This window comes from Romboutsia sp. MSSM.1001216sp_RTP31141st1_G3_RTP31141_220114 (assembly GCF_039031195.1).
GTDB lineage: Bacteria > Bacillota > Clostridia > Peptostreptococcales > Peptostreptococcaceae > Romboutsia_C > Romboutsia_C hominis.
This window is the reverse complement of sequence record NZ_JBCIUO010000001.1, coordinates 1017548-1039518: the sequence shown is the minus strand read 5'-3', so window position 1 is coordinate 1039518 and position 21971 is coordinate 1017548. Positions and strand designations below refer to the sequence as shown.

The 21971-nt window shown below is 27.3% G+C and carries 33 protein-coding genes; 29 read left to right on the top strand and 4 right to left on the bottom strand.

Annotation, left to right across the window (positions count from 1 at the left end; genetic code table 11):
* The first annotated feature begins 604 nt into the window (after positions 1 to 604).
* From ABCP60_RS05305 to ABCP60_RS05285, 5 genes are all read left to right on the top strand, one after another.
* Complete coding sequence (locus ABCP60_RS05305) at positions 605 to 1126, top strand: hypothetical protein (protein WP_343101408.1); 522 nt, start codon at positions 605 to 607, stop codon at positions 1124 to 1126.
* Between the two features lie 369 nt (positions 1127 to 1495).
* The gene (locus tag ABCP60_RS05300; RefSeq protein ID WP_343101407.1) at positions 1496 to 1858 is read left to right on the top strand and encodes a hypothetical protein; all 363 of its coding nucleotides are present in this window, start codon (positions 1496 to 1498) and stop codon (positions 1856 to 1858) included.
* 234 nt (positions 1859 to 2092) lie between these two features.
* Positions 2093 to 2839: a hypothetical protein gene (locus ABCP60_RS05295; protein WP_343101406.1), complete on the top strand. Its 747-nt coding sequence runs from the start codon at positions 2093 to 2095 to the stop codon at positions 2837 to 2839.
* Between the two features lie 221 nt (positions 2840 to 3060).
* On the top strand, positions 3061 to 3450 hold the full coding sequence (locus tag ABCP60_RS05290) for a hypothetical protein (protein ID WP_343101405.1): 390 nt from the start codon (positions 3061 to 3063) through the stop codon (positions 3448 to 3450).
* Positions 3451 to 3588: 138 nt separating this feature from the next.
* The gene (locus tag ABCP60_RS05285; RefSeq protein ID WP_343101404.1) at positions 3589 to 4797 is read left to right on the top strand and encodes a DUF4041 domain-containing protein; all 1209 of its coding nucleotides are present in this window, start codon (positions 3589 to 3591) and stop codon (positions 4795 to 4797) included.
* A 33-nt stretch (positions 4798 to 4830) separates the two neighbouring features.
* On the opposite strand, the gene ABCP60_RS05280 is transcribed toward ABCP60_RS05285, so the two are convergent.
* Positions 4831 to 5274 carry an ImmA/IrrE family metallo-endopeptidase gene (locus ABCP60_RS05280; RefSeq protein WP_343101403.1) on the bottom strand — a complete coding sequence of 148 codons (444 nt, stop codon included), beginning with the start codon at positions 5272 to 5274 and terminating at the stop codon, positions 4831 to 4833.
* A gap of 20 nt (positions 5275 to 5294) precedes the next feature.
* Positions 5295 to 5747 (bottom strand): helix-turn-helix transcriptional regulator, encoded by a 453-nt coding sequence (locus ABCP60_RS05275; protein ID WP_343101402.1) that lies wholly within the window; start codon positions 5745 to 5747, stop codon positions 5295 to 5297.
* A gap of 407 nt (positions 5748 to 6154) precedes the next feature.
* Here ABCP60_RS05275 and ABCP60_RS05270 point away from each other — a divergent pair, with 407 nt between their 5' ends.
* Complete coding sequence (locus ABCP60_RS05270; protein WP_343101401.1) at positions 6155 to 6925, top strand: phage antirepressor KilAC domain-containing protein; 771 nt, start codon at positions 6155 to 6157, stop codon at positions 6923 to 6925.
* Between the two features lie 266 nt (positions 6926 to 7191).
* Here the strand turns inward: ABCP60_RS05270 and ABCP60_RS05265 are convergent, their stop codons facing one another.
* A complete protein-coding gene (locus tag ABCP60_RS05265) occupies positions 7192 to 7416 on the bottom strand; it encodes a hypothetical protein (protein ID WP_343101400.1) in 225 nt (74 codons plus the stop codon).
* Between the two features lie 71 nt (positions 7417 to 7487).
* Here ABCP60_RS05265 and ABCP60_RS05260 point away from each other — a divergent pair, with 71 nt between their 5' ends.
* The 13 genes from ABCP60_RS05260 (at position 7488) to ABCP60_RS05200 (ending at position 13161) form a co-directional block, all read left to right on the top strand.
* Positions 7488 to 7682, top strand: coding sequence for a helix-turn-helix transcriptional regulator (locus ABCP60_RS05260; RefSeq protein WP_343101399.1), 195 nt, complete (start codon positions 7488 to 7490; stop codon positions 7680 to 7682).
* A 15-nt stretch (positions 7683 to 7697) separates the two neighbouring features.
* Positions 7698 to 7898, top strand: a complete 201-nt coding sequence (locus ABCP60_RS05255; RefSeq protein ID WP_343101398.1) for a helix-turn-helix domain-containing protein — start codon at positions 7698 to 7700, stop codon at positions 7896 to 7898.
* 41 nt (positions 7899 to 7939) lie between these two features.
* On the top strand, positions 7940 to 8125 hold the full coding sequence (locus ABCP60_RS05250) for a hypothetical protein (RefSeq protein ID WP_343101397.1): 186 nt from the start codon (positions 7940 to 7942) through the stop codon (positions 8123 to 8125).
* 167 nt (positions 8126 to 8292) lie between these two features.
* Positions 8293 to 8517 (top strand): hypothetical protein, encoded by a 225-nt coding sequence (locus ABCP60_RS05245; protein ID WP_343101396.1) that lies wholly within the window; start codon positions 8293 to 8295, stop codon positions 8515 to 8517.
* Positions 8518 to 8589: 72 nt separating this feature from the next.
* A complete protein-coding gene (locus ABCP60_RS05240) occupies positions 8590 to 8847 on the top strand; it encodes a hypothetical protein (RefSeq protein WP_343101395.1) in 258 nt (85 codons plus the stop codon).
* The gene (bet, locus tag ABCP60_RS05235; protein WP_343101394.1) at positions 8840 to 9745 is read left to right on the top strand and encodes a phage recombination protein Bet; all 906 of its coding nucleotides are present in this window, start codon (positions 8840 to 8842) and stop codon (positions 9743 to 9745) included. Before ABCP60_RS05240 ends, bet begins: the two co-directional genes overlap by 8 nt.
* A gap of 93 nt (positions 9746 to 9838) precedes the next feature.
* Positions 9839 to 10696 (top strand): hypothetical protein, encoded by an 858-nt coding sequence (locus ABCP60_RS05230; RefSeq protein WP_343101393.1) that lies wholly within the window; start codon positions 9839 to 9841, stop codon positions 10694 to 10696.
* An 11-nt stretch (positions 10697 to 10707) separates the two neighbouring features.
* Entirely contained in the window at positions 10708 to 10848 is a 141-nt protein-coding gene (locus ABCP60_RS05225; protein WP_166505447.1) for a hypothetical protein, read from the top strand.
* Entirely contained in the window at positions 10845 to 11570 is a 726-nt protein-coding gene (locus ABCP60_RS05220) for a sigma-70 family RNA polymerase sigma factor (RefSeq protein ID WP_343101392.1), read from the top strand. Before ABCP60_RS05225 ends, ABCP60_RS05220 begins: the two co-directional genes overlap by 4 nt.
* Positions 11571 to 11575: 5 nt before the next feature.
* On the top strand, positions 11576 to 11704 hold the full coding sequence (locus ABCP60_RS05215) for a hypothetical protein (RefSeq protein WP_343101391.1): 129 nt from the start codon (positions 11576 to 11578) through the stop codon (positions 11702 to 11704).
* Between the two features lie 3 nt (positions 11705 to 11707).
* Positions 11708 to 12235, top strand: a complete 528-nt coding sequence (locus ABCP60_RS05210; protein WP_343101390.1) for a dUTP diphosphatase — start codon at positions 11708 to 11710, stop codon at positions 12233 to 12235.
* 109 nt (positions 12236 to 12344) lie between these two features.
* Positions 12345 to 12602 (top strand): hypothetical protein, encoded by a 258-nt coding sequence (locus tag ABCP60_RS05205; protein ID WP_343101389.1) that lies wholly within the window; start codon positions 12345 to 12347, stop codon positions 12600 to 12602.
* 19 nt (positions 12603 to 12621) lie between these two features.
* Positions 12622 to 13161, top strand: a complete 540-nt coding sequence (locus ABCP60_RS05200; protein ID WP_343101388.1) for a hypothetical protein — start codon at positions 12622 to 12624, stop codon at positions 13159 to 13161.
* A gap of 253 nt (positions 13162 to 13414) precedes the next feature.
* Here the strand turns inward: ABCP60_RS05200 and ABCP60_RS05195 are convergent, their stop codons facing one another.
* Positions 13415 to 13867 carry a hypothetical protein gene (locus tag ABCP60_RS05195; protein ID WP_166505441.1) on the bottom strand — a complete coding sequence of 151 codons (453 nt, stop codon included), beginning with the start codon at positions 13865 to 13867 and terminating at the stop codon, positions 13415 to 13417.
* 241 nt (positions 13868 to 14108) lie between these two features.
* On the opposite strand from ABCP60_RS05195, the gene ABCP60_RS05190 reads away from it, so the two are divergent.
* The 10 genes from ABCP60_RS05190 (at position 14109) to ABCP60_RS05145 (ending at position 21969) form a co-directional block, all read left to right on the top strand.
* The gene (locus ABCP60_RS05190; RefSeq protein WP_343101387.1) at positions 14109 to 14534 is read left to right on the top strand and encodes a DUF1064 domain-containing protein; all 426 of its coding nucleotides are present in this window, start codon (positions 14109 to 14111) and stop codon (positions 14532 to 14534) included.
* 2 nt (positions 14535 to 14536) lie between these two features.
* Complete coding sequence (locus ABCP60_RS05185; RefSeq protein ID WP_343101386.1) at positions 14537 to 15052, top strand: hypothetical protein; 516 nt, start codon at positions 14537 to 14539, stop codon at positions 15050 to 15052.
* Between the two features lie 359 nt (positions 15053 to 15411).
* Positions 15412 to 15603 (top strand): hypothetical protein, encoded by a 192-nt coding sequence (locus ABCP60_RS05180; protein ID WP_343101385.1) that lies wholly within the window; start codon positions 15412 to 15414, stop codon positions 15601 to 15603.
* Between the two features lie 313 nt (positions 15604 to 15916).
* The gene (locus ABCP60_RS05175; protein WP_343101384.1) at positions 15917 to 16228 is read left to right on the top strand and encodes a YjcQ family protein; all 312 of its coding nucleotides are present in this window, start codon (positions 15917 to 15919) and stop codon (positions 16226 to 16228) included.
* 59 nt (positions 16229 to 16287) lie between these two features.
* Positions 16288 to 17106 (top strand): phage terminase small subunit, encoded by an 819-nt coding sequence (terS, locus tag ABCP60_RS05170; protein ID WP_343101383.1) that lies wholly within the window; start codon positions 16288 to 16290, stop codon positions 17104 to 17106.
* On the top strand, positions 17093 to 18373 hold the full coding sequence (locus ABCP60_RS05165; RefSeq protein WP_343101382.1) for a PBSX family phage terminase large subunit: 1281 nt from the start codon (positions 17093 to 17095) through the stop codon (positions 18371 to 18373). Before terS ends, ABCP60_RS05165 begins: the two co-directional genes overlap by 14 nt.
* A 147-nt stretch (positions 18374 to 18520) precedes the next feature.
* A complete protein-coding gene (locus tag ABCP60_RS05160) occupies positions 18521 to 19864 on the top strand; it encodes a phage portal protein (protein ID WP_343101381.1) in 1344 nt (447 codons plus the stop codon).
* A complete protein-coding gene (locus ABCP60_RS05155) occupies positions 19854 to 20918 on the top strand; it encodes a minor capsid protein (protein WP_343101380.1) in 1065 nt (354 codons plus the stop codon). The genes ABCP60_RS05160 and ABCP60_RS05155 overlap by 11 nt, the downstream gene beginning before the upstream one ends.
* Positions 20919 to 21046: 128 nt before the next feature.
* On the top strand, positions 21047 to 21658 hold the full coding sequence (locus ABCP60_RS05150; RefSeq protein ID WP_343101379.1) for a hypothetical protein: 612 nt from the start codon (positions 21047 to 21049) through the stop codon (positions 21656 to 21658).
* A complete protein-coding gene (locus ABCP60_RS05145; protein ID WP_343101378.1) occupies positions 21658 to 21969 on the top strand; it encodes a hypothetical protein in 312 nt (103 codons plus the stop codon). Before ABCP60_RS05150 ends, ABCP60_RS05145 begins: the two co-directional genes overlap by 1 nt.
* Positions 21970 to 21971 lie beyond the last annotated feature (2 nt).

Here is a 21971-nt window from a genome sequence, read left to right as displayed (position 1 = left end):
TTAAATGAAAAATAAAAACTACTGCAAATTATTAAATTTAATAAAAATTTTTTAAAATATAATTTTACATATAAATAGTAAATAATAAAAACACAGTAGCTTATGCTACTGTGCTTTTATTTTGAGCTTTAAGCAAAATTCTAATGATTTTAAATAAAATATACATTGATAAAACGGAGACTAATCCACAAAAGGATTATATTAAGCATATTACCCATTATATGGAAGATTAAAACTTAAAAATAGGATTTTTTATATAAAAATATAAATTTATGTGATATATTTATTTTTGGTAAAATTAAATCATACTATATATTATTAATATCAAAAACTTGTTATAATAATTGAGTCAATAGAAGAAGTTAAAATGAGATTTCAATAAAATATTAAAGAATTGGTTGCAAAAATATATTTTTTTGATATAATGTTATTAGGAAAAAGTTGAGGCGTTTTAGTTGGTTCCCTCATTCAAACGAAAACCAAAAAAAGTTGAGGCGTTTTAGTTGGTTCCCTCATTCAAACGAAAACCAAAAAAGTGAATGAAAAAGGAGCATCTATTAGATGTTCCTTTTTTTGTATAATTTGATGAGAGGATAAATTTTAAATGACAAGAAATGTACCTAAACAATCTAAGGTGAATTTAAAATTTGAGATGGTATTAATAGATAAATCATATTTTGAAAAGTATAATAATCAGTATGTGGAACTATTAGACCAAAATAATAACATAGATAAACAAGTAAATCGGTTATACTTATATATACACATAAAATATAAAGATAATGATGTATATGTACCACTAAGAACAGCGTTACCTAAAAACTGCGGAAAAATTGGATTTTCTGTTCCTAGTAAAGATAAACCAGATGCTGGGCTAGATTATCGAAAATTATTGATAATAAATGATAGTTCATATATTATACCTCAAACTGAATTACAGATACCATATAAGCAAAAAATCAGAATAAATACTAAATATCCTGTAATTTGCAAAGAAGTAATAAAGTACATAGATGGTTACATAAAAAAGTTCGAAAAAAATCAACATAATAAAGATAGAAGATATAAATTTTCAACTCTTAAAAATTTCCATGAGGAATTGAATTTAGTCCTTGTAGAAGCATGAAATGAATATAATATTATTTCAAATAAACTAGATAGAATAAAAGCACTGTTGTATAATCACAGTGCTTTTATTTTGAGGTTTAAGAAAAAATTGAACAAAATTATATTGTTCTAACTGTAAAACTTGAGAATCCACTTCAATAAGGATTATATTAAATATACTACCCATTATATGTAATACTGAAACTTTAAAATATAGTTTTTTATCTATAAATATAAATTAATAAGTTATTATGAAGGTCTAGATAAACCTAGTCTTTTTTTATTGGAAATATTACAAAAAAGTTAAATAAAGGCAAGAATTTACAGATAGTATTCAAATAATGGTAAAATATAGAAAATACATTTCAATTAATAAGGGGTGGCAGAAATGACATATATTTTAATAATATCATTGATAGTAACTTTAATTTTACAATGTATATTTTCAAATTTTATGAAGAAGAAATATAAAATAACAAGTTCGGAATTTCGAGAAATAAAATTTAAAACATTAGGTGTACCTATATGGCTTTTCATAGTTTTATTTATAGCACTATATTTAATAATTGCTTTTGAATATAATACAATTTCTATAGTAATAGCATTAATAGTAATAGCGTGTGATTTTATATATGGATTAAAAAAAATTAAAAAATTAAATGAAAAGAAATATACTATATATTATATAGGAGAGTCAACCATATCGATTTTATTAATTATCTTATTAATTATAAATATGTTTTTTAAATAATAAAAATAAAAGTACAGTAGAATAAACTACTGTGCTTTTATTTATTGAGGTTTGAACAATTTTATGTTCTAAACGTAAAATCGGAGAATCCACTTTAATAAGGATTCTATTAAACGTATTACCCATTCAATGGACGGTTAAAACTTAAAAACAGTACTTTTACATATACAAACAAAAAACTATATGATATATTGCTTTTTAATAAAAATTAAATATTAAAAAGGAGGAATGCTTGTGGAGAAAAAAAGATACTACTTAATGATTGTCGTAGGATTTATTTTTATATGTACTACTGTAGTTACATTAGTTCATGGAAAAACTAAGAATAATAGTTCTGAGTTGAAAGAAATTGTAACTAAAGAAGAAATAGATCCCGAAGAATTTATAAAAGTTAATGTAATAGACTTAAAAGGAAATATTATTGAATTAGATGAGGCAATATCGAGTAATAAACTAGAGCTTAAACATAATTATTTAGTAGAGGTTCATAATACAAATAAAGAATATGAATTTGAAGGAACTGTAAAATTTGAGAATGTAGATTTAATGGAGAATTATGGAACCTTAAAAATAGAACCAGGGCATTCTGCTAACATGGAAATGAAATTTAATAACAATGATGTAAAATATACTATATCAGGTAAAATGAAAAAAGTTATAGACCATAGGAATGAGTATAACATTTTAGGAAGCGCAGTAAAAGGAGAAAATAAAGAAAATGTATTTATTGGAATAGAACAAACAGATGATTTATTAAATGCAGAAGAAATAGTAAAAGATTTCATCGATAATTATAAAGGTAAAAAATTAAATATGTTAACAGTATACATATATGAGGAAGGATATACATTAAAGGATACATTAGAAATGAGCAAAGATGCAATATATGAGATAATTGTACATAGAGAGAAAGATGAATATAAATATTATTTATATAAAAAATCAGAAGGTAAATGTATAGAAAAAGGTGTATTAAAATAGATTTGCTAGATAAAAAGTAAAGGCACTGTAGTTATATAACAGTACCTTTATTTTGAGTTTTAAGCAAAAATCTAATGATTTTAAATAAAATATACATTGATACATTGGAGTATAATCCTTGAAGAAAATTAAAACTTAAAAATAGGTGCTTTCTGATACACAAATATAAATTTATATGTTATAGTGCTTTTCGGAAAAAAATAATTATTTGGAGATTTCATATGTTACGATTTAAACTTAAGAAAACAATTGATGAAAATAAAGAGATTACATTAAGTAATTTAAAATATCCAATAAAAAATAATGTGGATCCACCTAAAAAAAATTTTGAAATAAATGAATTAGAAAAAGAATTCTTTAATTATTTATATGAGAATTTAGATGAAAAAGATAATAATGCAATATCTTTAACTAGAATGTATGATGGTAGAATTTCTGTAAAACATTGGAATGGATATGTAGGTAGTGTAAAATTGCAAGGCAAAAAACATTATATTCAAGTAAGCTATAGTTACTTTGATTCTGAAACTATATATGGAGATTTAGAAGAACTTATTCCAAAAATTGATTTTTGGATAATGTACATTAGAGTTTATTTAAATAAACCATAAAGGAGATTTTAAATGGGAATATTTGATTTTTTTTAAATTAAAAAGTATAAAACAGAGATTGAAAATTTAACAAACGAAAAAAATGATCTTATAAATCAATTAAAAAAAATAGAATTAACAAAAGATGAAATTGATTATATGAGTGCAAAGGATTTATTAGAAGAAATAAATAAAGAAATAGAAAAAAAGAATTTAAGAAAACAAGAAATTAAATTTGATATAGAATCACTAAATTTAAAGGTAAAAGAGTTAAAAGAAGAAAGTTATTGTTTAGAAGAAGACCTATTGATGGAATCCTTCGGAATGTATAAAGTTAAATATGGATTTGAAAATTCAGAGTTATATAAAGAAAAGTTGAAAATTATAAGAAATAGACAGAAGGACATGATCAAAGGAAAAGTAGCAACTCATCATTCGTTGACATGGACACTGAATAATGATAAAAAAAGAGGTAAAGAATTTATTTTAGATACTGTAAAGTTAATTTTGAGAGCTTTTAATAATGAATGCGATAATATAATTTCTAAAGTAAAGTATAGCAATATAGTTAGTGCTGAGAAAAAAATAAGAAAAGTATATGAAGATTTAAATAAACTGACTGATATGCAAAATGTATCTATAAAGAATGAATATCTAAAATTAAAATTAGAAGAATTATATTTAAAGCATGAGTTTGAAAAAAAACTACAAGAAGAAAAAGAAGAACAAAGAGAAATAAAAGAAAGAATGAGAGAAGAAGCAAAGGCACTAAAAGAGATAGAATTAGCTAAAAAGAAAATAGAAAAAGAAGAAACTCATTTTAATAATGCAATAAATGATATAAAGAATAAGTTAATAAAAGCATCAGAAGAAGATAAAAATAAACTACTAAATAAGTTAGAAGAATTAGAAAATAAATTAGCTGAAATAGAAAAGACTAAAGAAGATATAGTAAATAGAGAGAAAAATACAAGAGCGGGATATGTATATATAATTTCTAACATAGGATCATTTGGAGAAAACATTTATAAAATAGGAATGACTAGAAGATTAGAACCAATGGATAGAGTTATGGAATTAGGGGGAGCATCAGTTCCTTTTAAATTTGATGTTCATGCCATGATCTTTAGTGAAGATGCACCATCCTTAGAAAGAGCATTACATAAAAGATTTGAAAATAGAAGTGTTAATAGAGTAAATCTTAGAAAAGAATTTTTCAAAGTATCTTTAAATGAAATAGAGCAAGAAGTAAAATTGAACCATAACAAAGTTGTAGAATTTACAAAAATAGCAGAAGCAAGTGAATATAGACAATCTAAAGTGATAGAAAATAATGAGTTTAATATTGACACAAAAGTTTTATGTTAATAAAAAAGATGTAGTATAAAAACTACATCTTTTTTATTGTAAATTCTCAAGTTTTAATTCAATCAAGTCTTCTGTAACATTGAAAGCAGAAGCTATTTGAGGGATTGTATACCCGTAATCTAGAGCCTCTGTAAAATCACTATCAGGAATAATTAATTCAGCTGCGAAAGTATTTGCCTCTTTTTCAAATACAGAAGTTCTCATTAACGTATGATTTTTGAAGTAAAAACCTGGGCTGGTTCTGTGCAATATGGCATGCCCTAACTCATGCGACAGCACAAAATTTTTAGTTATGTCGTCTAGCTTAGAATTTAAAAATATAAATTTATTTCGGTTGACTAATTTATACATACCATAAGCAGTTGATAAATTATGCTCTATTATTTCTATATCTAAACACTGAGCTAGAGTATAAGGGTTTCTAGTATTATGTTTTTTTATTAAGCTAGAAACTATTTTTGGTATATCTGACTTCATAAAACCCCCCTTATATATCCCTATTCATCTTTCCTATATTTTTTAGGTGTATATTTAGCCTTATTTTTAATTTTTGCACTTCTTAATGCCAATTCCATAGCTTGTTCTATAAGTTCTAATTCTTCTTCATCAAGTTCTACTCCGTTATAAAAAGCAGGACCATCTTGTCCAGATTTAAAATCATCCATAATTTTTTTTAAATCTTTTTGAATACTTTTTTCATCTTTTTCAGTTATAACATTTGGATTATATGTTGATTTAGTTTCCCTTTTTCCTTCCCATCCCATTAGGTATGCTGGAGATACATCAAATACTTCTGCAAGTGCTTCTATTTTATCTGATGGAATATTTGATATAACTCCACTTTCATATCTTTGTAATGTTGGTTTCTTAATCCCGATTTTATTTGAAACTTCTTCTAATGTTAAGCCAAGTTCCAATCGCTTGTTTTTTATGTTTTCTTTTAATCCCATTTAGCTTTCACCTCGATTCGTATTTATAATGTTTGTTACCACTTAAATATATAACAAAAATTACTTTATAAGCAACAAAAATTTCAAAAAAAAAGAAAAAAGTTACTCAATAGGTATTGACATAGAATATATGTGTATGTAAAATGTTACTTAAGAAGTAACGAAGGAGGTGCAGAAATGATACAAGTAAATGAAATTAAGTGAAGAATGAAAGCTGAGGGATATACTCAAAAAAAATTAGCAGAAGAACTGGGTATATCGTCCAAAACATTAAGTACGAAGCTAAAAAAAGGTGTATTTGGATCAGATGAAATTGAGAAAATGATAATAATTTTAAACATAAAAAATCCTATGGAGATTTTTTTAAAAAATTAAGTTACTTAATAAGTAACAAAAGGAGGGTTAATATGAATAATTTACAAGTGATTGATAAAAGAGAAATTTTAGGAATGGAAATTACAACTTATGGAGATTTAGAAAATCCAAAATTTTTAGCAAAAGACGTAGCTGAATGGATAGGATATGATAGTTCATCTGTAAATAAGATGATAAATAATGTAGATGAAGATGAAAAGCTGAACGGAATAATATTCCGAGCAGGTCAAAATAGAGAAATGACTTTTTTAACAGAAGATGGACTATACGAAGTATTAATGCAAAGTAGAAAACCTATAGCAAAGAAATTCAAAAAAGAAGTAAAAAAGATGCTTAAGCAAATAAGGCTAACAGGTGGGTACATACCAACAAACGAAGAAGATGACGATGCAACAATAATGGCAAAGGCTTTAATGGTAGCACAAAAGACAATAGATAAAAAAGATGAACTTTTAAAAGCAAAGACTAGAGAACTTGAAGATAAAAATAGGTTTATAAATCAAATAGCATCATCAGAAAACACATTATTAGTTAGAGAAGTAGCAAAAGTAATTTCATCTAAAAAAGGTGGAATAGTTATAGGAGAGAGAAAACTGTACCAAAAATTAAGAGATTGGGGATTAATCTTTAAAAATAAAAATGAACCTAAACAACAATATATAGAACAAGGGTTATTTGAGGTTGTGGAAGGTGTTAGAAATACACAAACAGGGACATTTACTTATCAAACAATGAAAATAACAGGTAAAGGACAGGAATACATACTAAATAAATTACTAAAAGAATATCAAGAGATAGCATAGGAGGGAACTTATGAAAATAACAATAGAATTTAATAGTGTAGAAGAGTATTTAGAATTTAAAGAAAGACCTGCTCAAGATAAAAATACAAATGGAATTTCTAATAAATAAACGATATGGAGGAAAATTATGAAAAGCAAAGATATTTCAGTAACAATAGATTATGGGGTATTGGAATCGTCACATTTTTATATAACTACAGATGAAAAAAAATATAATGAGTTAATATCAAATGGAGCGATTCCAATGTTTAATCCTACATTATTGACTAATTTATCCCCTGAGAATGAACAGGATATACAGCTTTATGTTGTTCGTACCCCTCAGGATAAATAGGTTCACTATTTTGAGACCAAGTAAAGACTGCGAATATATGAGTATCTACAAAATTGTAGTTACCATGATACTCCCATCCACAAATTTTAAAGCTATCAATTAGAGTATTAGTTTCTTCTTGAGAACGACGTTCTATGGATATTCTAAGTTCTTGCATGATATCACCGCCTTTTCAAATAATTTTAGGTTAAAACCTAATTATATCATATCATGAAGGAGTTACTAAAAGTGGAAATAGATAAAAATTTATCAAAATTACTAGAAAAAAGTAATATTAAGGCATTTGAGTTAGCAGATAAGGCAAAGTTATATAGAAGTAACGTATATGATTTGTTAAATGGTAAAAATACAAATCCAACTATAAGAACTATTAAAGCAATATCAGATGCTTTAGGAGTAACAGTAGATGAAATTATCAAATAAAATGGAGGTAAATAAATGAAATTCAGAATAAATAAAAGTATTTTAAAAAAATCAATATTAGAGAGTGGGTTAACCATAACCCAAATATCTGAACAATCAAAGTTAAGTAGATGTACAATACATAGAGTTTTAAATACAGAATGTACAGTTACCAGCTCCACAGTAGGTAGATTAGCAAAAGTCTTAGATTTAAGTGTAGAAAAATTAATATCATAGGACAAATTTTTGTAAACATAAAGTAGTAAGGGGTGAAAAATTTGGAATATGCAAAAGTGTATGAAACTGAAAATGCAATTATAAGGATTATAACACCAGAGCAAATACTTGGGAGACCTATGACTCAAGAAGAAATAGATGAAGTGCTTGAAGATATTAGAAAAGCTAATGAAGATATATTACTTGGAATGTATAGAAGGGGTGAATTGAGAGTTGCTGATAAATAGCAATTCTTGAATATAAAAAATTAGTACAAGTAGGTGATGAATGATATTGTTAGTGAACTTAAGTAGTTTAACTTTGGAAGAAGTTAATAAGTTTTATGAAGAAACTGGACTAGCATTTATAGTTAAAGATGGTAAAATCAAGGGTTTTACAAGATAGGAGGTATAAAATGCTTGAGAAGTTATCGCAAATAAGGAAAGATGCTTACCTAGAGTACTTAGCATTAAGTTATAAGCTAAGAGATGATAGGAATATGTTTGCAGAAGATAAAGAAAGACTAAAGAAACAAGCATATAAGAAATATAAAGATTTAGAAGAAGAAATTGATGAAATAGAATTTGCTATAGAAATGGAAGAACTGCATAACAGTAGGCCAGTAGATGTACAGATATAAAAAAAGAGCCTTATAAAAGGCCAAAATAAAAATAAAAAACTGATTATATTATAACACAAAAGAGGTTATATGATGATAGAAAAATTAGAAACTTTAAGAACAAGCTTACAATTAACTTTGGGAAAATCAGAAGATTTTAGAGATGGCCAAATAGAAGCATTAGGGTTTTGTATAAGAAAGCATAGAGAAGATTGGAATATAAATGATTTCATTAAAGATTTAGATGAAACAATAAATGGATTTAAAAATCCTTATGATGATTATGAAAAAGGGATAGTAGATGCGCTTAAATTTAATATAGAAAATATGGAGGTAGTAACTAATGAGTAGAGAAGTTGTACAAGCTAAAACAAGTGCATTAGCACTAGCAGAATATAAAATGGATGGTGGACAAGTATTAACAGCAGATACAGTAAGAAATTATCTTACTAGTGGTAATAGTAAAGCTACAGATCAAGATGTATTAATGTTTATAGAACTATGTAAGGCTCAAAAACTTAACCCTTTTGTAAGGGATGCTTATCTAGTTAAGTTTGGAAGTCAACCTGCACAAATAATAGTAGGTAAGGATGTCTTTATAAAAAGAGCATCAGAAAATCCTAACTTTAATGGAATGAAAGCGGGAATAGTTATATTAGATAAAAGCGGTCAAATACAAGAAAGAGAAGGATCTTTAAAGCTACCGGGTGAGGAATTAGTAGGTGGATGGTGTGAAGTTTACTTAAAAGATAAAGATTATCCTACAAAAGCATTAGTTAGTTTTGAAGAATATGCTCAAAAGAAAAATGATGGAACTTTAAATAGTATGTGGTCAAGTAAAGGAGCAACTATGATAAGGAAAGTAGCTCAATCACAAGCACTAAGAGAAGCTTTCCCTAATGAACTAAGAGGACTGTATCAACAAGAAGAAATGGGAAGAACTGAAAAGCTACCAGAAAAAGAAGTTAAAGTTGGATATGCCACAGCAGGACAAAAACAAGGAATAATGAAGTTAGCTAGCATGAAAGGTTTATACGATTATGAAAAACCTAAAGATATAAGCAAGATGGAAGAATTTTGTGATAGTAATGGTTATAACTTAAAAGAACTTAAATACGAGGAAGTGGATGAAATATTAGATTTACTTTCTAAATATGAGCCAAAAGAGATAAACAATATAGTTATAGATACAGATTTCGTAGAAGTTGAGATACAAGAAGGACAAGTAACTTTGGAAGAGATTAACTAATGGGATTCATAAAAGAAGTGGTGGTATTCTACACATTACCACTTCTAATCCTAACAATAATATTTAGTAACGAAAGATAAGTAGGTGATATAGATGGCATTATATAGACCAGTGCATGTTACATTTTGGCAAGATCCTAGAGTGATAGAAGAAATGACACCAGAAGATAAATTATTTTACTTATATTTGATAACTAACCCTAAGACAACTCAAATAGGGATTTATCAGATAACTAAGAAGCAAATAGCATTTGAAATTGGATACTCAATAGAAAGTGTAAATGCTTTAATGGATAGATTTGAAAATCATCACAAGATAATAAAGTATAACCCTGAAACTAGGGAATTAGCCATAAAAAATTGGGGAAAGTATAATTTTCCAAGAGCAGGAACACCAATTGAAAACTGTGTAAAAAATGAACTTTCAAAAATAAAAGATATGGAACTTGTAAAGTTAGTTGGAAGTAAGGTTGAAAATAAAAAAATAAGAGAAATATTTGATAACTACATTAATATTGAATGTGACGAACTACGTGACGTAAATCGTGACGGGGGGAATAACAATAACAATAACAATAACAATAATAATAACAACCACAATAACGTAACACAAAAAGAGCTGATGGTGGTTATAGAAGAAATAAGAAAATATTTTAATTTAGAAGAAAATGATATAAAAAGAGTAGCTAATACTTTTATAGCTACTAGAAAAGATATTAATTATTTAATTGAGAAGCTGGAATATGTAAAAGGTAACCCGAACACTAGAGATGCTATGGGATTACTAATATCAGCTTTAAAAAATGATTATAAGGCTAGTGTAAACCAAAACAATACTAATTATTCAATACCTTCAAATAAATTTGCTAATTTTGATCAAACATTTATGCAATATAGTGAGGATGAACTAGAGGCAATAATAGAAAAAGCTCAAAGAGAAAAGTTTAATTAGGTAGGTTATTAATGGAGCAGAAAACATTAGATGAATATTTACAAGAGCAAAGGGAGTTGTATAAAAACTATACGGCTCCTAAAGATAGAGAACTTATAGCAATATTCGCAGATAAAATCAAAAGAGAAATAGAAAAAGGGGAAAATAAATGAATACAAATGAATATGTAAATCAATTAGTTAATGAAAATATAAACATCGTAGGGTTTGTATTAAATAAATGGTATGAGGCATTTAAATCTAGATATCCAGAACTTATAGAAGACTTATATCAAGAAGGATGTATAGGATTATTTAAAGCTGCGAGGATATATGATGAAAGCAAAGGCTCATTTGGTACATTAGCAGTAGTTTGTATAAGAGGATATATGAGTAAATATATAGCTAGATATGTAAAAAAACACTATGATAATCCAGAGATATCTCTAGATAAGACAATAAATAATAATGAGAATAAGGATATTACAGTTGGAGATACATTAGAAGATATAGAGTATGGATTTGAAGAAATAGAATTTATGCAAAACATAAAAGAACTATACAAAATATTGGATGAAGAAGAAAAGCTAGTATTAAAACTTAGAAAAAGTGGATATAGTCAACGACAAATAGCCAATGTTTTAAAAACAAGTCAACCTACAGCAGGGAGAAAGTTAAATAAAATTAGAGAAAAACTAACTTCAATTGAAAGTGGTGTAGATTATATAGATCGTAAACAAAAAGAAATAATAATAAAAGAAAAAAATGAAGAGAGAAGGTTGGAAGTAATATCTCTAAAACAGAAAGGATTCAAATACAAAGAAATATCAATGATGTTAGGTATACCAATGGGGTCTATAAGTCCTTATTTAAAACCTATAAATAAGGCTGGTTAATGGATATGGAACTATCAAGAATAAGCGAATTATTAGAACTTTCTAAAAGGCTATGGAAAGAAGATGGATATGATATATTAACAGCTATAAAAATAGCTGAGGAAGAATTAACAAAAGATAATAAGGGGGATTAGAAAATGAATAGCAAAATAATAGATTTCACGTATGTATTAGGCAAACAAAAACGCTTTTCTAAACTTTTAGAAGAGAAGAAAGGTATAGAACAACCAAGTGATATATATAACGTGCCATATAGCTTTATATTAGGTTTAAATAGTGAGTTATATGAAATAGTTAATGCAGCAAAGATACATAAAAACTACAGTAAAGAAAAAATTGATATATATCATGTAATAGAAGAATGTGCGGATCTACTTAGCTGGATAGGAAATACTGCAAACTTTCTGGGGGTTAAATTAATTGCAGAAGTTCAAGAAATTCAAATAACAGCTCCAGAGATTACAGTAATTGGTCTAAATGACAAGATAAATAGACTTACATGGAATAAAAGAACAGCTAGGTATACTTTAACAGATAAGATAGTTCCATTATTTGTAGAGTTGATATACAGTCTAGGATTTGATTTAAATGACTTGGAAGAAGCTTACCATAAAAAAATGGATAAGAACATCTTGGAACTGGAGCAAGGGACATGGAATAATTAAAAAATGCACTTACAGAGCTATATGTAAAGCATGAAAACCATGAAATAATAGTGGATTTAAGTCAAATTCTAGATAGATATATTGAAGAAGAGCAAAGGAGGAGATTAGAGTGTTTAAACAAGTAATTAAAGATATTGAACTGCAACCTATAGAATCGGATATAAACTTAGACTTTTGGAAGTATCAAAATCAAAAAGAATTTAACAGGATAATAGAGGAAGATAAAAAGACAACTATACAGTCTATATTTGAGTTACCTAAGTTTGAAGCTCATGTAAGAAGACATGAGATCATATGGAGAAAACGTAGAAAAGATTTTAATACATTTGAGATAGAGTATCTGGAAAAAACTTATTTAGAAAAATAATATGAGGGGGATTTAACAAATGATAATAACTAAGAAAAAACATGAAGGAATAGTAGCTAAGTTAGAAAGAGATTTAGATGCAAAAGAAGATAAAATAATTACACTTGAAAGTGATGCAGCAGCAGATGCAATAGTTATAAGCGGTCTAAGAAATAGATGTGAAGAATTAGTAAATAAAAATGCATTAGCAGAGAATAGAATAGGTGTGTTAAAAAAGAAATCAGGAGAGTTTGAGAATATCATAATAGATAAAAATAAAGAAACTATTGAGTTAAGGAAAAGAATAAAAGAACTTGAAAATTCATTAAATGAGCAAGTAACTAAAAATGAAGAGCTTAATGAAGATTACATAAAAATAGCTACTGCTAATCTTAAGTTGATAAAGAAAAATGAACTAATTACAGAGCTTAAAAGACAATTTAAAGAGCAAATAGATATCGCTTGTAAATACTCATTTGTAGATAGATACAACGGAATAACTATAGAAAAGCATGACTTAAAGAAGCTAGCAGCAACAGATATAGTAAAATGCTACACATTACTTGGATTAATGGATTAGTAGCAATAGTTAAGATGCTGAATGAAGCATATAAAGAAGGGGATAGCAAGTAGTTATTAAAGTATTATGATATTCATGTATATAAAAATGGGTTATGGAATAACAACATTGTGTTATACAAAGAAAGTAAAAAGTGCATGACAATTATTCCAGAAAGTTACGATAAGTGATTTATAGATGATAATAATCAAATATGCATATCTCCAGAGGAGAACTGAACAATAATTCAGATTATAGAAAAAGCGAGAAATTTTTAACTCGCTTTACCTATAATTGTTCTCAAAACAGATGAAGAGTTATAACCTAGTGAGAAAGAAGTAGTAGCACTTATTAATGCATCAGTATCTTTGTCATTTATAAATTTTTTTACATTTATGATAGATATTTTATAATAATCTAATATAATCTGCATGGATAAAATAACATCATTGTCTTTTTCACCAAGCTTTGAAGTTTTGATAGTTAGATTATTAATTAATGTTTCTATAAATTTAATATCTTTAGAAATTTGATCTTTATCAAGATTTTCTATATAAACAGATTTAACTAAGATGGACATATAATTGTCTATAACTTCTAGTGATTTTATATATTCATTGTCAATGGGGGGTGGAGATATAGTTTTAATAGCATAAGAATTATTGATACTACTTGCAAAGATAATTAAAATTATCGAGAATATAACGCTTAATTTTTTTAAATTCATCGATGCACCTCCTTTAGTAAATAGTATCTGCAAAAGATAAATAAATTATAGATACGAAATATAAAAAATAGAATACAGTTTGTAATTAGTTACAGCACTAGCCATATATTGATAATAAGGATGTATTTGTGAAGTGGGTTAGATAATTAAAACAATAATTTTACATGAAAAGTTATTATTATCAGTGCAGTACCACAATTAAACTGATAATGATAACTATATGATAAAAGAAAGGATGATTATGAGTAAATATAAATCAAAAAAGGTAACAATTGATAGGATTACTTTCGATTCAAAAGATGAAAGTTTATATTATTTATACTTGAAAGAACGTAAAGAAAAAGGGGAAATAAGAGACTTTGGATTACAAGAAAAATTTGTACTTCAAGATAGTTTTACGAAAGATGGAAAAAAGTATAGGGCTATAACATATACTCCAGATTTTGCAATATTTCATAATGATGGATCAGTAGAATATGTAGATGTAAAGTCTCTAGGTACTGCAACACAGCAGGGAGAATTAAGAAGAAAGATGTGGGACTTTCGCTACAGAGATAAAAGATTAACTTGGATATGTAGAAATCTAAAACATGCAACTATTGATGGGCAATGGATAGTGTATGAAGATTTAAAGAAGATATACAGAGAAAAGAAGAAAGGAGCCTAACTATGATTGAGAATATAGAAGATATAGAAGAAGTAGAAGATGATCCTCTTTTTAGACAAGTAGAGGCTATGTTTTATAATTACGAAGATACAAAAGAAGAAATTAAAAATTTAGAGGAAGAGATAGAATTTATAGAAGAAGATTATGAGTATAGAGGTTGTGGCGCTATAGAATACAGTGAGAAAGTTCAAAAAAGCTGTAACATAGAATCTAGTGTAGAAATAGAAGTAATGCAAAAAATGAAGATACTAGAGAATTTAAAAAAGTTAAAAAGAAAAAAAGAGAGGGATATAAAAAGAATTGAAAGAGCTAAAAGAAACTTTAATCATGAAGAAAAAGAAATGTTTAAAATAAGATATACATTAAAGATTAAAGATTGGACTATGTATGCAGAAAAAATAAATGTAGGTAGGGATAAATACTACAATATAAGATACAGAATGATTAAAAAATCTATAAATACGATGTATCCTCATCATAATATGAAAGATACTCCAATGGAAAAATTTTTGGCTTAAAAAATCGGAAAACCTACGGAAAAATTCCGGAAAAACTTCGGAACAAATTGATTAAATAAGGTGGTATTATAGTATCATAGGAAATTATAGTTCCTAAACTTTTTTTAGTTATTTTCTCCTCAAAGGCTAGGCAGCTTTCATCTGTCTAGCAACATGCAAATAGTAGTATATCAGGTGCAACTCCTGAAACTTGCTAAATATGGACTTAAAAGAAATGTTTTAACTATCTCATACAGTCTCTAAGGATAAATAGGGACTTAAAACTTGTTTCTGTTTAATTTTTATTCAACATTAAGAAAGGCTTATGATTATTCATAGGTCTTTTTTATTGTTGAATAATGTAAAAGGAGTGCTTGGATATGAATAAAATATGGGAAGAAAAAGAAATAGAAATGTTAAGAGATATGTGTAAGCCTTTAATCGAATATTTAAATGAAAGACATAATCCTCACACAAGTATAGTTGTTAATGGAAACGAAATAAAAATTGTTCAAGATATGGTAGGAATACCTATAGACGATGCAAATGAGTTGAGAGGAGTTAAAGGATAATATGAATTTAATAAAAAATATACTCATTATTATTGTATTATTTATCAGTGCATTTTATTGGATATTTTCTTCGATAAAAATGAAAAATGGAAGAAGTTTAGAAGCTATATACTATATTCTTAATGCGATATTAATAAATATAATTGTAGGATTCGCATCTTTATAAATATTAATTTTACAAAACAAACCGGGTACAAAAGTAAATATAGATTAAACTTTATTTTTATATAAAAGAAATTTGATAAATTTAATAAAAAAAAGAAGGAAAACTTCGGATTAAGTAGAATTATATACTTGAAAGTGAGGTGATATTATGGAAAAAATAATCTATAGTATACTAAAGGAATTAGAAGATAATGAAAATAGGATGATTTTAGGTGAAAAACCTATAATACCTACGAAAGAAGATTATAATATAAATAGCGAAATATATGGAAAAATAATATTAAGGCTTGAAAAAGATGGTTTAATAAATTGTAAATATGCAAAAACAAAGGGGCTACCGAGCTTAGTATTATCTGCGGAAATTACATCAAGAGGAAAAATATATCTTAAAGAAAATTCTAAATTTGGAAAAGTTTACAATGGATTAAAAGAAATAAAAAGTTTTTTAACATTATCTTAAGAGCTCTCTCGTAGAGTTCTTTTTTTATTCTCAAAACGACGAATAAGCGAGGTGGTGATGTGGCTAGAGTAAGAAGTCCAAATCGAGATAAAGCTTTTGAGATATATAAAGAATCAAATGGAAATATTGCAAATAGAGAGATTGCTAAGATTCTAGATATATCAGAAAAGACTATATCAGGATGGAAGGTTAAGGATAAATGGAATAGTAAATTAAATGGAGTACTCCAAAAAGAAATACGGAGTACTCCAAAAGAAAATGAAAAAGGTAAGATACAGAAAGTAAGTAAAAAAGCTAAGTCTAGATTAACTAAAGATTCATATCCATTACAAGCAAGACCAGGAAATAAAAACGCGGTCACTACAGGAGAATTTGAGACAATATTCTTTGATACATTAGAAGAAGACGAACTTGAATTAGTAGATAATATCTCATTTGAAAAAATGAAACTATTAAAACAGGAGATACAGCTTCTAACAGTTAGAGAAAGAAGAATGTTGAAAAGAATAGAAGATTTAAAACAATCTCAAGAAGTTGTAATAGATGCTGAAACTCATGGGACACAAGGCGATTCAGAAGTTAGCTTAGTAAACTACGAAAGTAAATTAAATAAGATACAAAACATAGAAGAAGCATTAACCAGAGTTCAGGATAAAAAGCAAAAGGCCATAGATACATTACATAAGTTTGAAATGGATGAATTAAAAGCTAATATCGATAAAGAAAAACTAGAGCTTGAAAAATATAAAACTTTAGGAGATGAAGATAGTGATAATAATGAAGCTATACAAAGCTTCTTAAAAGCTACATCCATGAGTGAGGACGAGATAAAATCATTGTTTGATGATGAAGAAGGTGAAGAAGATGGCACTACTTAGACGTAAGAATAAGAAAAGAGAGTCTAAGAAGTTTGAATTTAAGCCTTTTTCAAGAAAACAACTTAAGCTTCTTAACTGGTGGAGAAAAGGATCTAAGTATGAAGATCACGATATAGTTATAGCAGATGGAGCTATAAGAAGTGGAAAGACTATATCAATGTTATGTAGCTTTTTACAATTTACTCAAACTAAGTTCGATGGAGAAACTTTTATAATAGCAGGTAAGACTATAGGTTCCTTAAAAAAGAATGTTATAGAGCCAATGAAGCAGATATTAAATGCTTGGGGGTGGAAGTTTGAGTACAACAGATCAGAGAATTATTTAATTATAGGCAGTAACACATACTATATGTATGATGCTAATAATGAAGCTTCTCAAGATAAGTTACAAGGTTTAACAGCAGCAGGAGCATTAGCAGATGAGGTAGCATTATTCCCTCAAAACTTTATAGATCAGATGATAGGTAGATGTTCAGTTGATGGTGCTAAGATATTTATGAACTGTAACCCAGCAGGACCATATCATTATATTAAGACTGAATTTATTGATAAAGCTAGAGAAAAATTGATTTGTTATTTGCATTTTACAATGGATGATAACTTAAGCTTATCGGATAAAGTAAAAGAAAGATTCAGACGTATGTTTACTGGTGTCTTTTACAAAAGATATATATTAGGTCTTTGGTGCCAAGCCGAAGGTGTTATATATGATATGTTTGATGAAACAAAGCATAAGGTCAAAAGTATATTAAGAGACTATACAGAACATTATGTTAGTATTGACTATGGTACTCAGAATGCTACTGCATTTATTCTTTGGGGTAAATATAAAGGTATATGGTATGCGGTTAAAGAGTATTATTACAGCGGTAGAGATACAGGAAAGCAAAAGACAGACAATCAGTATTATAATGATTTAGTTGATTTCTTAGGAGGTATAAAACCAAAAGCTATAATAATAGATCCCTCTGCAGCATCTTTCATAACTTTAATTAAAGAGAATAGAAAGTATAAGGTTAAGAAAGCTAAAAATGATGTTATGGAAGGTATAAGAAACGTAGGAACTGCTTTAAATAATGTACTTATACAATTTAATGATATTTGTATAAATACGTTTAAAGAGTTCTTTTCTTATGTTTGGGATGAAAAAGCTGTAACGCGAGGAGAGGATAAACCAGTAAAAGTTATGGATCATGCTATGGATGCTGTTAGATACTTCGTAAATACAGTATTATTCAAGAAAAGTGGTTTATCTATTTTAAAATAATAACTATGCTGTGTCAAAAAGTACACACTTTGAAATAATTATATTTTTACTTAATTTATGTTTCAAAATTACTACACAAAATATATGGTATATTTCAAAAATGATTTGATATATTTTGAAATATGTTTATATACAGGAGGTGAATATATGAAAATTGAAAAAATAAAGAAAATCATAGCTAATGATAAAGTTAGGGCTGAAATGATACTAGAAGAAAAGAAATACTATAAAGTCGAAAATAATATTCTTAGTACTGGAGTTAGGCCTAAAGATGAAAGTAGAGATCCAATACGAAGTGCTGATAATAGAATAGCACATAATTTTCATCAATTATTAGTAGATGAGAAAGCATCATATATGTTTACTTATCCTGTTATATTCGATATAGAAAATGATGAAAAGATAAATTCAGAAGTAAATAAAGTGTTAGGTGATGACTTTACTAGAAAATCTAAAAATTTATGTATAGAGGCTTCTAATATTGGGTGTGCATGGCTTCATTATTGGATAAAAGAAGAATGCAATCAATTTAAATATGAGCTAGTAAATACAGAAGAAGTTATACCTATTTATGATAATGGATTAGAAAGAGTTCTTAATGCTGTAATTAGGTATTATACAGTTTCAGAAGCTGTTGAAGATGAAATAGATGACCAAGTATTTTTCTATATAGAGTATTGGACAAAAGAAACTATGGAAAGATGGAAGTTTAAAGGCTCTTATACAGGCGATGAAATAGTTGGAGAACATGAAAGTTTTAAACATTATTTAGGAAATGTTCCATTTATAGAATTTGCTAATAATTCTCTAAAAAGAAGTGACCTATCTAAATATAAAGCATTGATTGATTTATATGATAAGGTTATAAGTGGATTTGCTAATGACTTAGAAGATATTCAGCAAATTATATATATATTAGAAAATTATGGAGGAGAAGATTTAGGAGAATTCCTTGGAGATTTAAAAAGATACAAAGCTATTAAAACAGAATCAGATGGATCTGGAGGTGGAGTAAAGACACTTCAAATAGAAATTCCAGTTGAGGCTAGAAAAGTTATTTTAGAAATATTAAAGAAGCAGATATATGAGAGTGGCCAAGGATTACAGCAAGATGTAGAGTCTGTAGGTAATGCTAGTGGAGTTGCACTTAAGTTTTTCTATAGAAAGTTAGAATTGAAATCAGGCCTGTTAGAAACTGAGTTTAATTCCTCTTATAATAAATTAATAAGGGCTATATTGAAATTCTTATCAATTGACGAGAATAAAAAGATAAATCAAACTTGGACAAGAAATATGATTTCAAATGATTTAGAAAATGCTCAAATAGCTCAGATGTCATTAGGTGTAATATCTAATAAAACCATAATGAAAAATCATCCTTGGATAGAAGATGTTGCATTTGAGGAAGAGGAACTTAAGAGAGAAAAAGAAATAAAAGAAGATAGCTATAACAATATCATTCCTGGTAAGAAGGTAATAGATGAAGAGTAAAATATACCATAAAAAGGAAAAGAATACAAAGTATTGGAGTAAAAGATTTGAAATACTAGAAGACTTACAGAATAAAGAAGCATCAGAGTGTTTAGAAGAACTCCATAAGCAATATGATATAGCCTTAAAAAGAATAGAAAAAGATATATTGCATTGGTATAATCGCTTAGCATTAAACAATGATATGTCTTTAAGTGATGTAAGTATTTTACTTAATAAAAATGAGCTAAAAGAGTTCAAATGGACAGTAGAAGAATACATCAAGTATGGCAAAGAAAATGCAATAAATCAACGTTGGCTAAAAGAATTAGAGAATGCATCTGCTAAAGTTCATATAAGTAGACTAGAATCTATAAAGATACAAATTCAAAATCATTTAGAAACCTTGTATCAAAAAGAAATTGAAAATGTAGATGGACTTATAAAAGGTATCTATACAGAGGGATATTATAGAACTGCTTATGAGATATCAAAAGGTATAGGAGTTGCTGTAAATTTATCTAAATTAGATATAGCTAGTATAGAACAAATAATAAAAAAACCTTGGACAACAGATGGTACCAATTTTAGTAAACGTATTTGGGGTAAACATAGACCTCAACTCATAAATGAACTACATACGCAGCTTACACAGATGTTTATTAGAGGAGATGATCCTCAAATAGCTATAAATAATATAGCAAGAGAATTTGGTGTAAGCAAAAGGCAAGCTGGTAATCTGGTAATGACAGAGTCAGCTTTTTTTATGTCAAAAAGTAGAAATGACTGTTTCAATACTTTAGGGGTAGAAAGATATGAAATAGTTGCAACACTTGATAGCAAAACAAGTGAAATATGCCAGTCATTAGATGGTGAAGTATTTCCAATGAAACTTTATGAAATAGGAGTTACTGCTCCACCGTTTCATAATTATTGTAGAACTACTACAGCACCTTTCTTTGATGATGAGTTTACTCTTAATGAAGAAAGAATAGCAAGAGATAAGAATGGAAACACAATCTATGTTCCTTCAAATATGAAGTACAAAGAATATAAAGAAAAATATTTAAAATAATGTGTCTTACTTGGAGATTAAGAATAAAATTGTCTTTTTAGTTTTATTGATAGACGTAAAAGAAAATAAAATTACCTAAAAAATTTGAGAAGTAAAACTCGTAAAAAACGTAAATTTAGGAGGTAAAAATGAAAAGAAGTTTTTTAAAAGAATTAGGTCTTGAGAGTGATGTTATAGATAAAATAATGACTGAAAATGGTAAAGACATAGAAAAGTATAAGAATGAAATATCAGATTACATTATTGAAATAAAAGAACTAAAAGCTAGTAAAGTTGATATTGATAAAGAAGTAGAAAAAGCTATCAAGGAAAAAGAAGAAGAATACAAGGAAAAATTTGAAAAGGCTGAAAAGTATGATTCTGTATTTAAAGAATTAGAAGAGTTAAAAAAATCTAACTCAGATAGAGATTATGTTCAAAATATAGAAAAATTCTTTAATGAAAATAATATCGACTTCACGAGTTCATTTGCTAAAGAAGCCATTATAAAAAAATTCAAAGAAAAACAGTTTAAATTAAATGAAGATAAGTTTGGTGAAGATGCAATAAACTTCATAAAAGAGCTAAAAGAAGGCAATAAAGATGCTTTTAAAGAAGCAGAAAAGAATAATACCCATACATATATTCCTAAAGGCGGCAATCCTGGTGTAGGAAAGGCTGAAAGTTTAGGTGAAAGATTAGCGAAGCAATCAATAGATCAAAACTCAAATAACCATAATTACTTTGGAGGTGTTAAATAATGGGAAAAATAAATGTCACTAAATACTCAAATACAAAGGAAATATTGAAAAATGACCATTTTGTATCAGAGAAAGTTATATTAACTCAAGATAATGCAACTACAGTAGGAAATAAGAAAATAGTTAAAGCAGGTACTATATTGCCTGCAAATAATGCTACAGCAAAAGGTGTAGTTTTATATGATGTAGATGTTACAAGTGGTGATGAAACAGGAGCTTTGGTTATACATGGATTTATAGATAAATCAAAAATACCAACTCAGCCAGAACAAGATGCAATAACAGCTTTATCACAGATAACATTTATATAATT

Excerpts from the sequence above, each read along its gene's own strand:
- ABCP60_RS05200 (WP_343101388.1), top strand. The coding sequence starts at position 12,622 with ATGATAATAACTAAGAAAAAACATGAAGGAATAGTAGCTAAGTTAGAA.
- bet (WP_343101394.1), top strand. The coding sequence starts at position 8,840 with ATGAGTAGAGAAGTTGTACAAGCTAAAACAAGTGCATTAGCACTAGCA.
- ABCP60_RS05175 (WP_343101384.1), top strand. The coding sequence starts at position 15,917 with ATGGAAAAAATAATCTATAGTATACTAAAGGAATTAGAAGATAATGAA.
- ABCP60_RS05210 (WP_343101390.1), top strand. The coding sequence starts at position 11,708 with ATGAATAGCAAAATAATAGATTTCACGTATGTATTAGGCAAACAAAAA.
- ABCP60_RS05275 (WP_343101402.1), bottom strand. The coding sequence starts at position 5,747 with ATGGGATTAAAAGAAAACATAAAAAACAAGCGATTGGAACTTGGCTTA.
- ABCP60_RS05230 (WP_343101393.1), top strand. The coding sequence starts at position 9,839 with ATGGCATTATATAGACCAGTGCATGTTACATTTTGGCAAGATCCTAGA.
- ABCP60_RS05240 (WP_343101395.1), top strand. The coding sequence starts at position 8,590 with ATGATAGAAAAATTAGAAACTTTAAGAACAAGCTTACAATTAACTTTG.
- ABCP60_RS05285 (WP_343101404.1), top strand. The coding sequence starts at position 3,589 with ATGAGTGCAAAGGATTTATTAGAAGAAATAAATAAAGAAATAGAAAAA.
- ABCP60_RS05180 (WP_343101385.1), top strand. The coding sequence starts at position 15,412 with ATGAATAAAATATGGGAAGAAAAAGAAATAGAAATGTTAAGAGATATG.
- ABCP60_RS05300 (WP_343101407.1), top strand. The coding sequence starts at position 1,496 with ATGACATATATTTTAATAATATCATTGATAGTAACTTTAATTTTACAA.
- ABCP60_RS05195 (WP_166505441.1), bottom strand. The coding sequence starts at position 13,867 with ATGAATTTAAAAAAATTAAGCGTTATATTCTCGATAATTTTAATTATC.
- ABCP60_RS05245 (WP_343101396.1), top strand. The coding sequence starts at position 8,293 with ATGCTTGAGAAGTTATCGCAAATAAGGAAAGATGCTTACCTAGAGTAC.
- ABCP60_RS05185 (WP_343101386.1), top strand. The coding sequence starts at position 14,537 with ATGATTGAGAATATAGAAGATATAGAAGAAGTAGAAGATGATCCTCTT.
- ABCP60_RS05155 (WP_343101380.1), top strand. The coding sequence starts at position 19,854 with ATGAAGAGTAAAATATACCATAAAAAGGAAAAGAATACAAAGTATTGG.
- ABCP60_RS05290 (WP_343101405.1), top strand. The coding sequence starts at position 3,061 with ATGTTACGATTTAAACTTAAGAAAACAATTGATGAAAATAAAGAGATT.
- ABCP60_RS05165 (WP_343101382.1), top strand. The coding sequence starts at position 17,093 with ATGGCACTACTTAGACGTAAGAATAAGAAAAGAGAGTCTAAGAAGTTT.
- ABCP60_RS05265 (WP_343101400.1), bottom strand. The coding sequence starts at position 7,416 with ATGCAAGAACTTAGAATATCCATAGAACGTCGTTCTCAAGAAGAAACT.
- ABCP60_RS05255 (WP_343101398.1), top strand. The coding sequence starts at position 7,698 with ATGAAATTCAGAATAAATAAAAGTATTTTAAAAAAATCAATATTAGAG.
- ABCP60_RS05280 (WP_343101403.1), bottom strand. The coding sequence starts at position 5,274 with ATGAAGTCAGATATACCAAAAATAGTTTCTAGCTTAATAAAAAAACAT.
- ABCP60_RS05220 (WP_343101392.1), top strand. The coding sequence starts at position 10,845 with ATGAATACAAATGAATATGTAAATCAATTAGTTAATGAAAATATAAAC.
- ABCP60_RS05305 (WP_343101408.1), top strand. The coding sequence starts at position 605 with ATGACAAGAAATGTACCTAAACAATCTAAGGTGAATTTAAAATTTGAG.
- ABCP60_RS05215 (WP_343101391.1), top strand. The coding sequence starts at position 11,576 with ATGGAACTATCAAGAATAAGCGAATTATTAGAACTTTCTAAAAGGCTA.
- ABCP60_RS05190 (WP_343101387.1), top strand. The coding sequence starts at position 14,109 with ATGAGTAAATATAAATCAAAAAAGGTAACAATTGATAGGATTACTTTC.
- ABCP60_RS05160 (WP_343101381.1), top strand. The coding sequence starts at position 18,521 with ATGAAAATTGAAAAAATAAAGAAAATCATAGCTAATGATAAAGTTAGG.
- ABCP60_RS05225 (WP_166505447.1), top strand. The coding sequence starts at position 10,708 with ATGGAGCAGAAAACATTAGATGAATATTTACAAGAGCAAAGGGAGTTG.
- ABCP60_RS05145 (WP_343101378.1), top strand. The coding sequence starts at position 21,658 with ATGGGAAAAATAAATGTCACTAAATACTCAAATACAAAGGAAATATTG.
- ABCP60_RS05150 (WP_343101379.1), top strand. The coding sequence starts at position 21,047 with ATGAAAAGAAGTTTTTTAAAAGAATTAGGTCTTGAGAGTGATGTTATA.
- ABCP60_RS05270 (WP_343101401.1), top strand. The coding sequence starts at position 6,155 with ATGAATAATTTACAAGTGATTGATAAAAGAGAAATTTTAGGAATGGAA.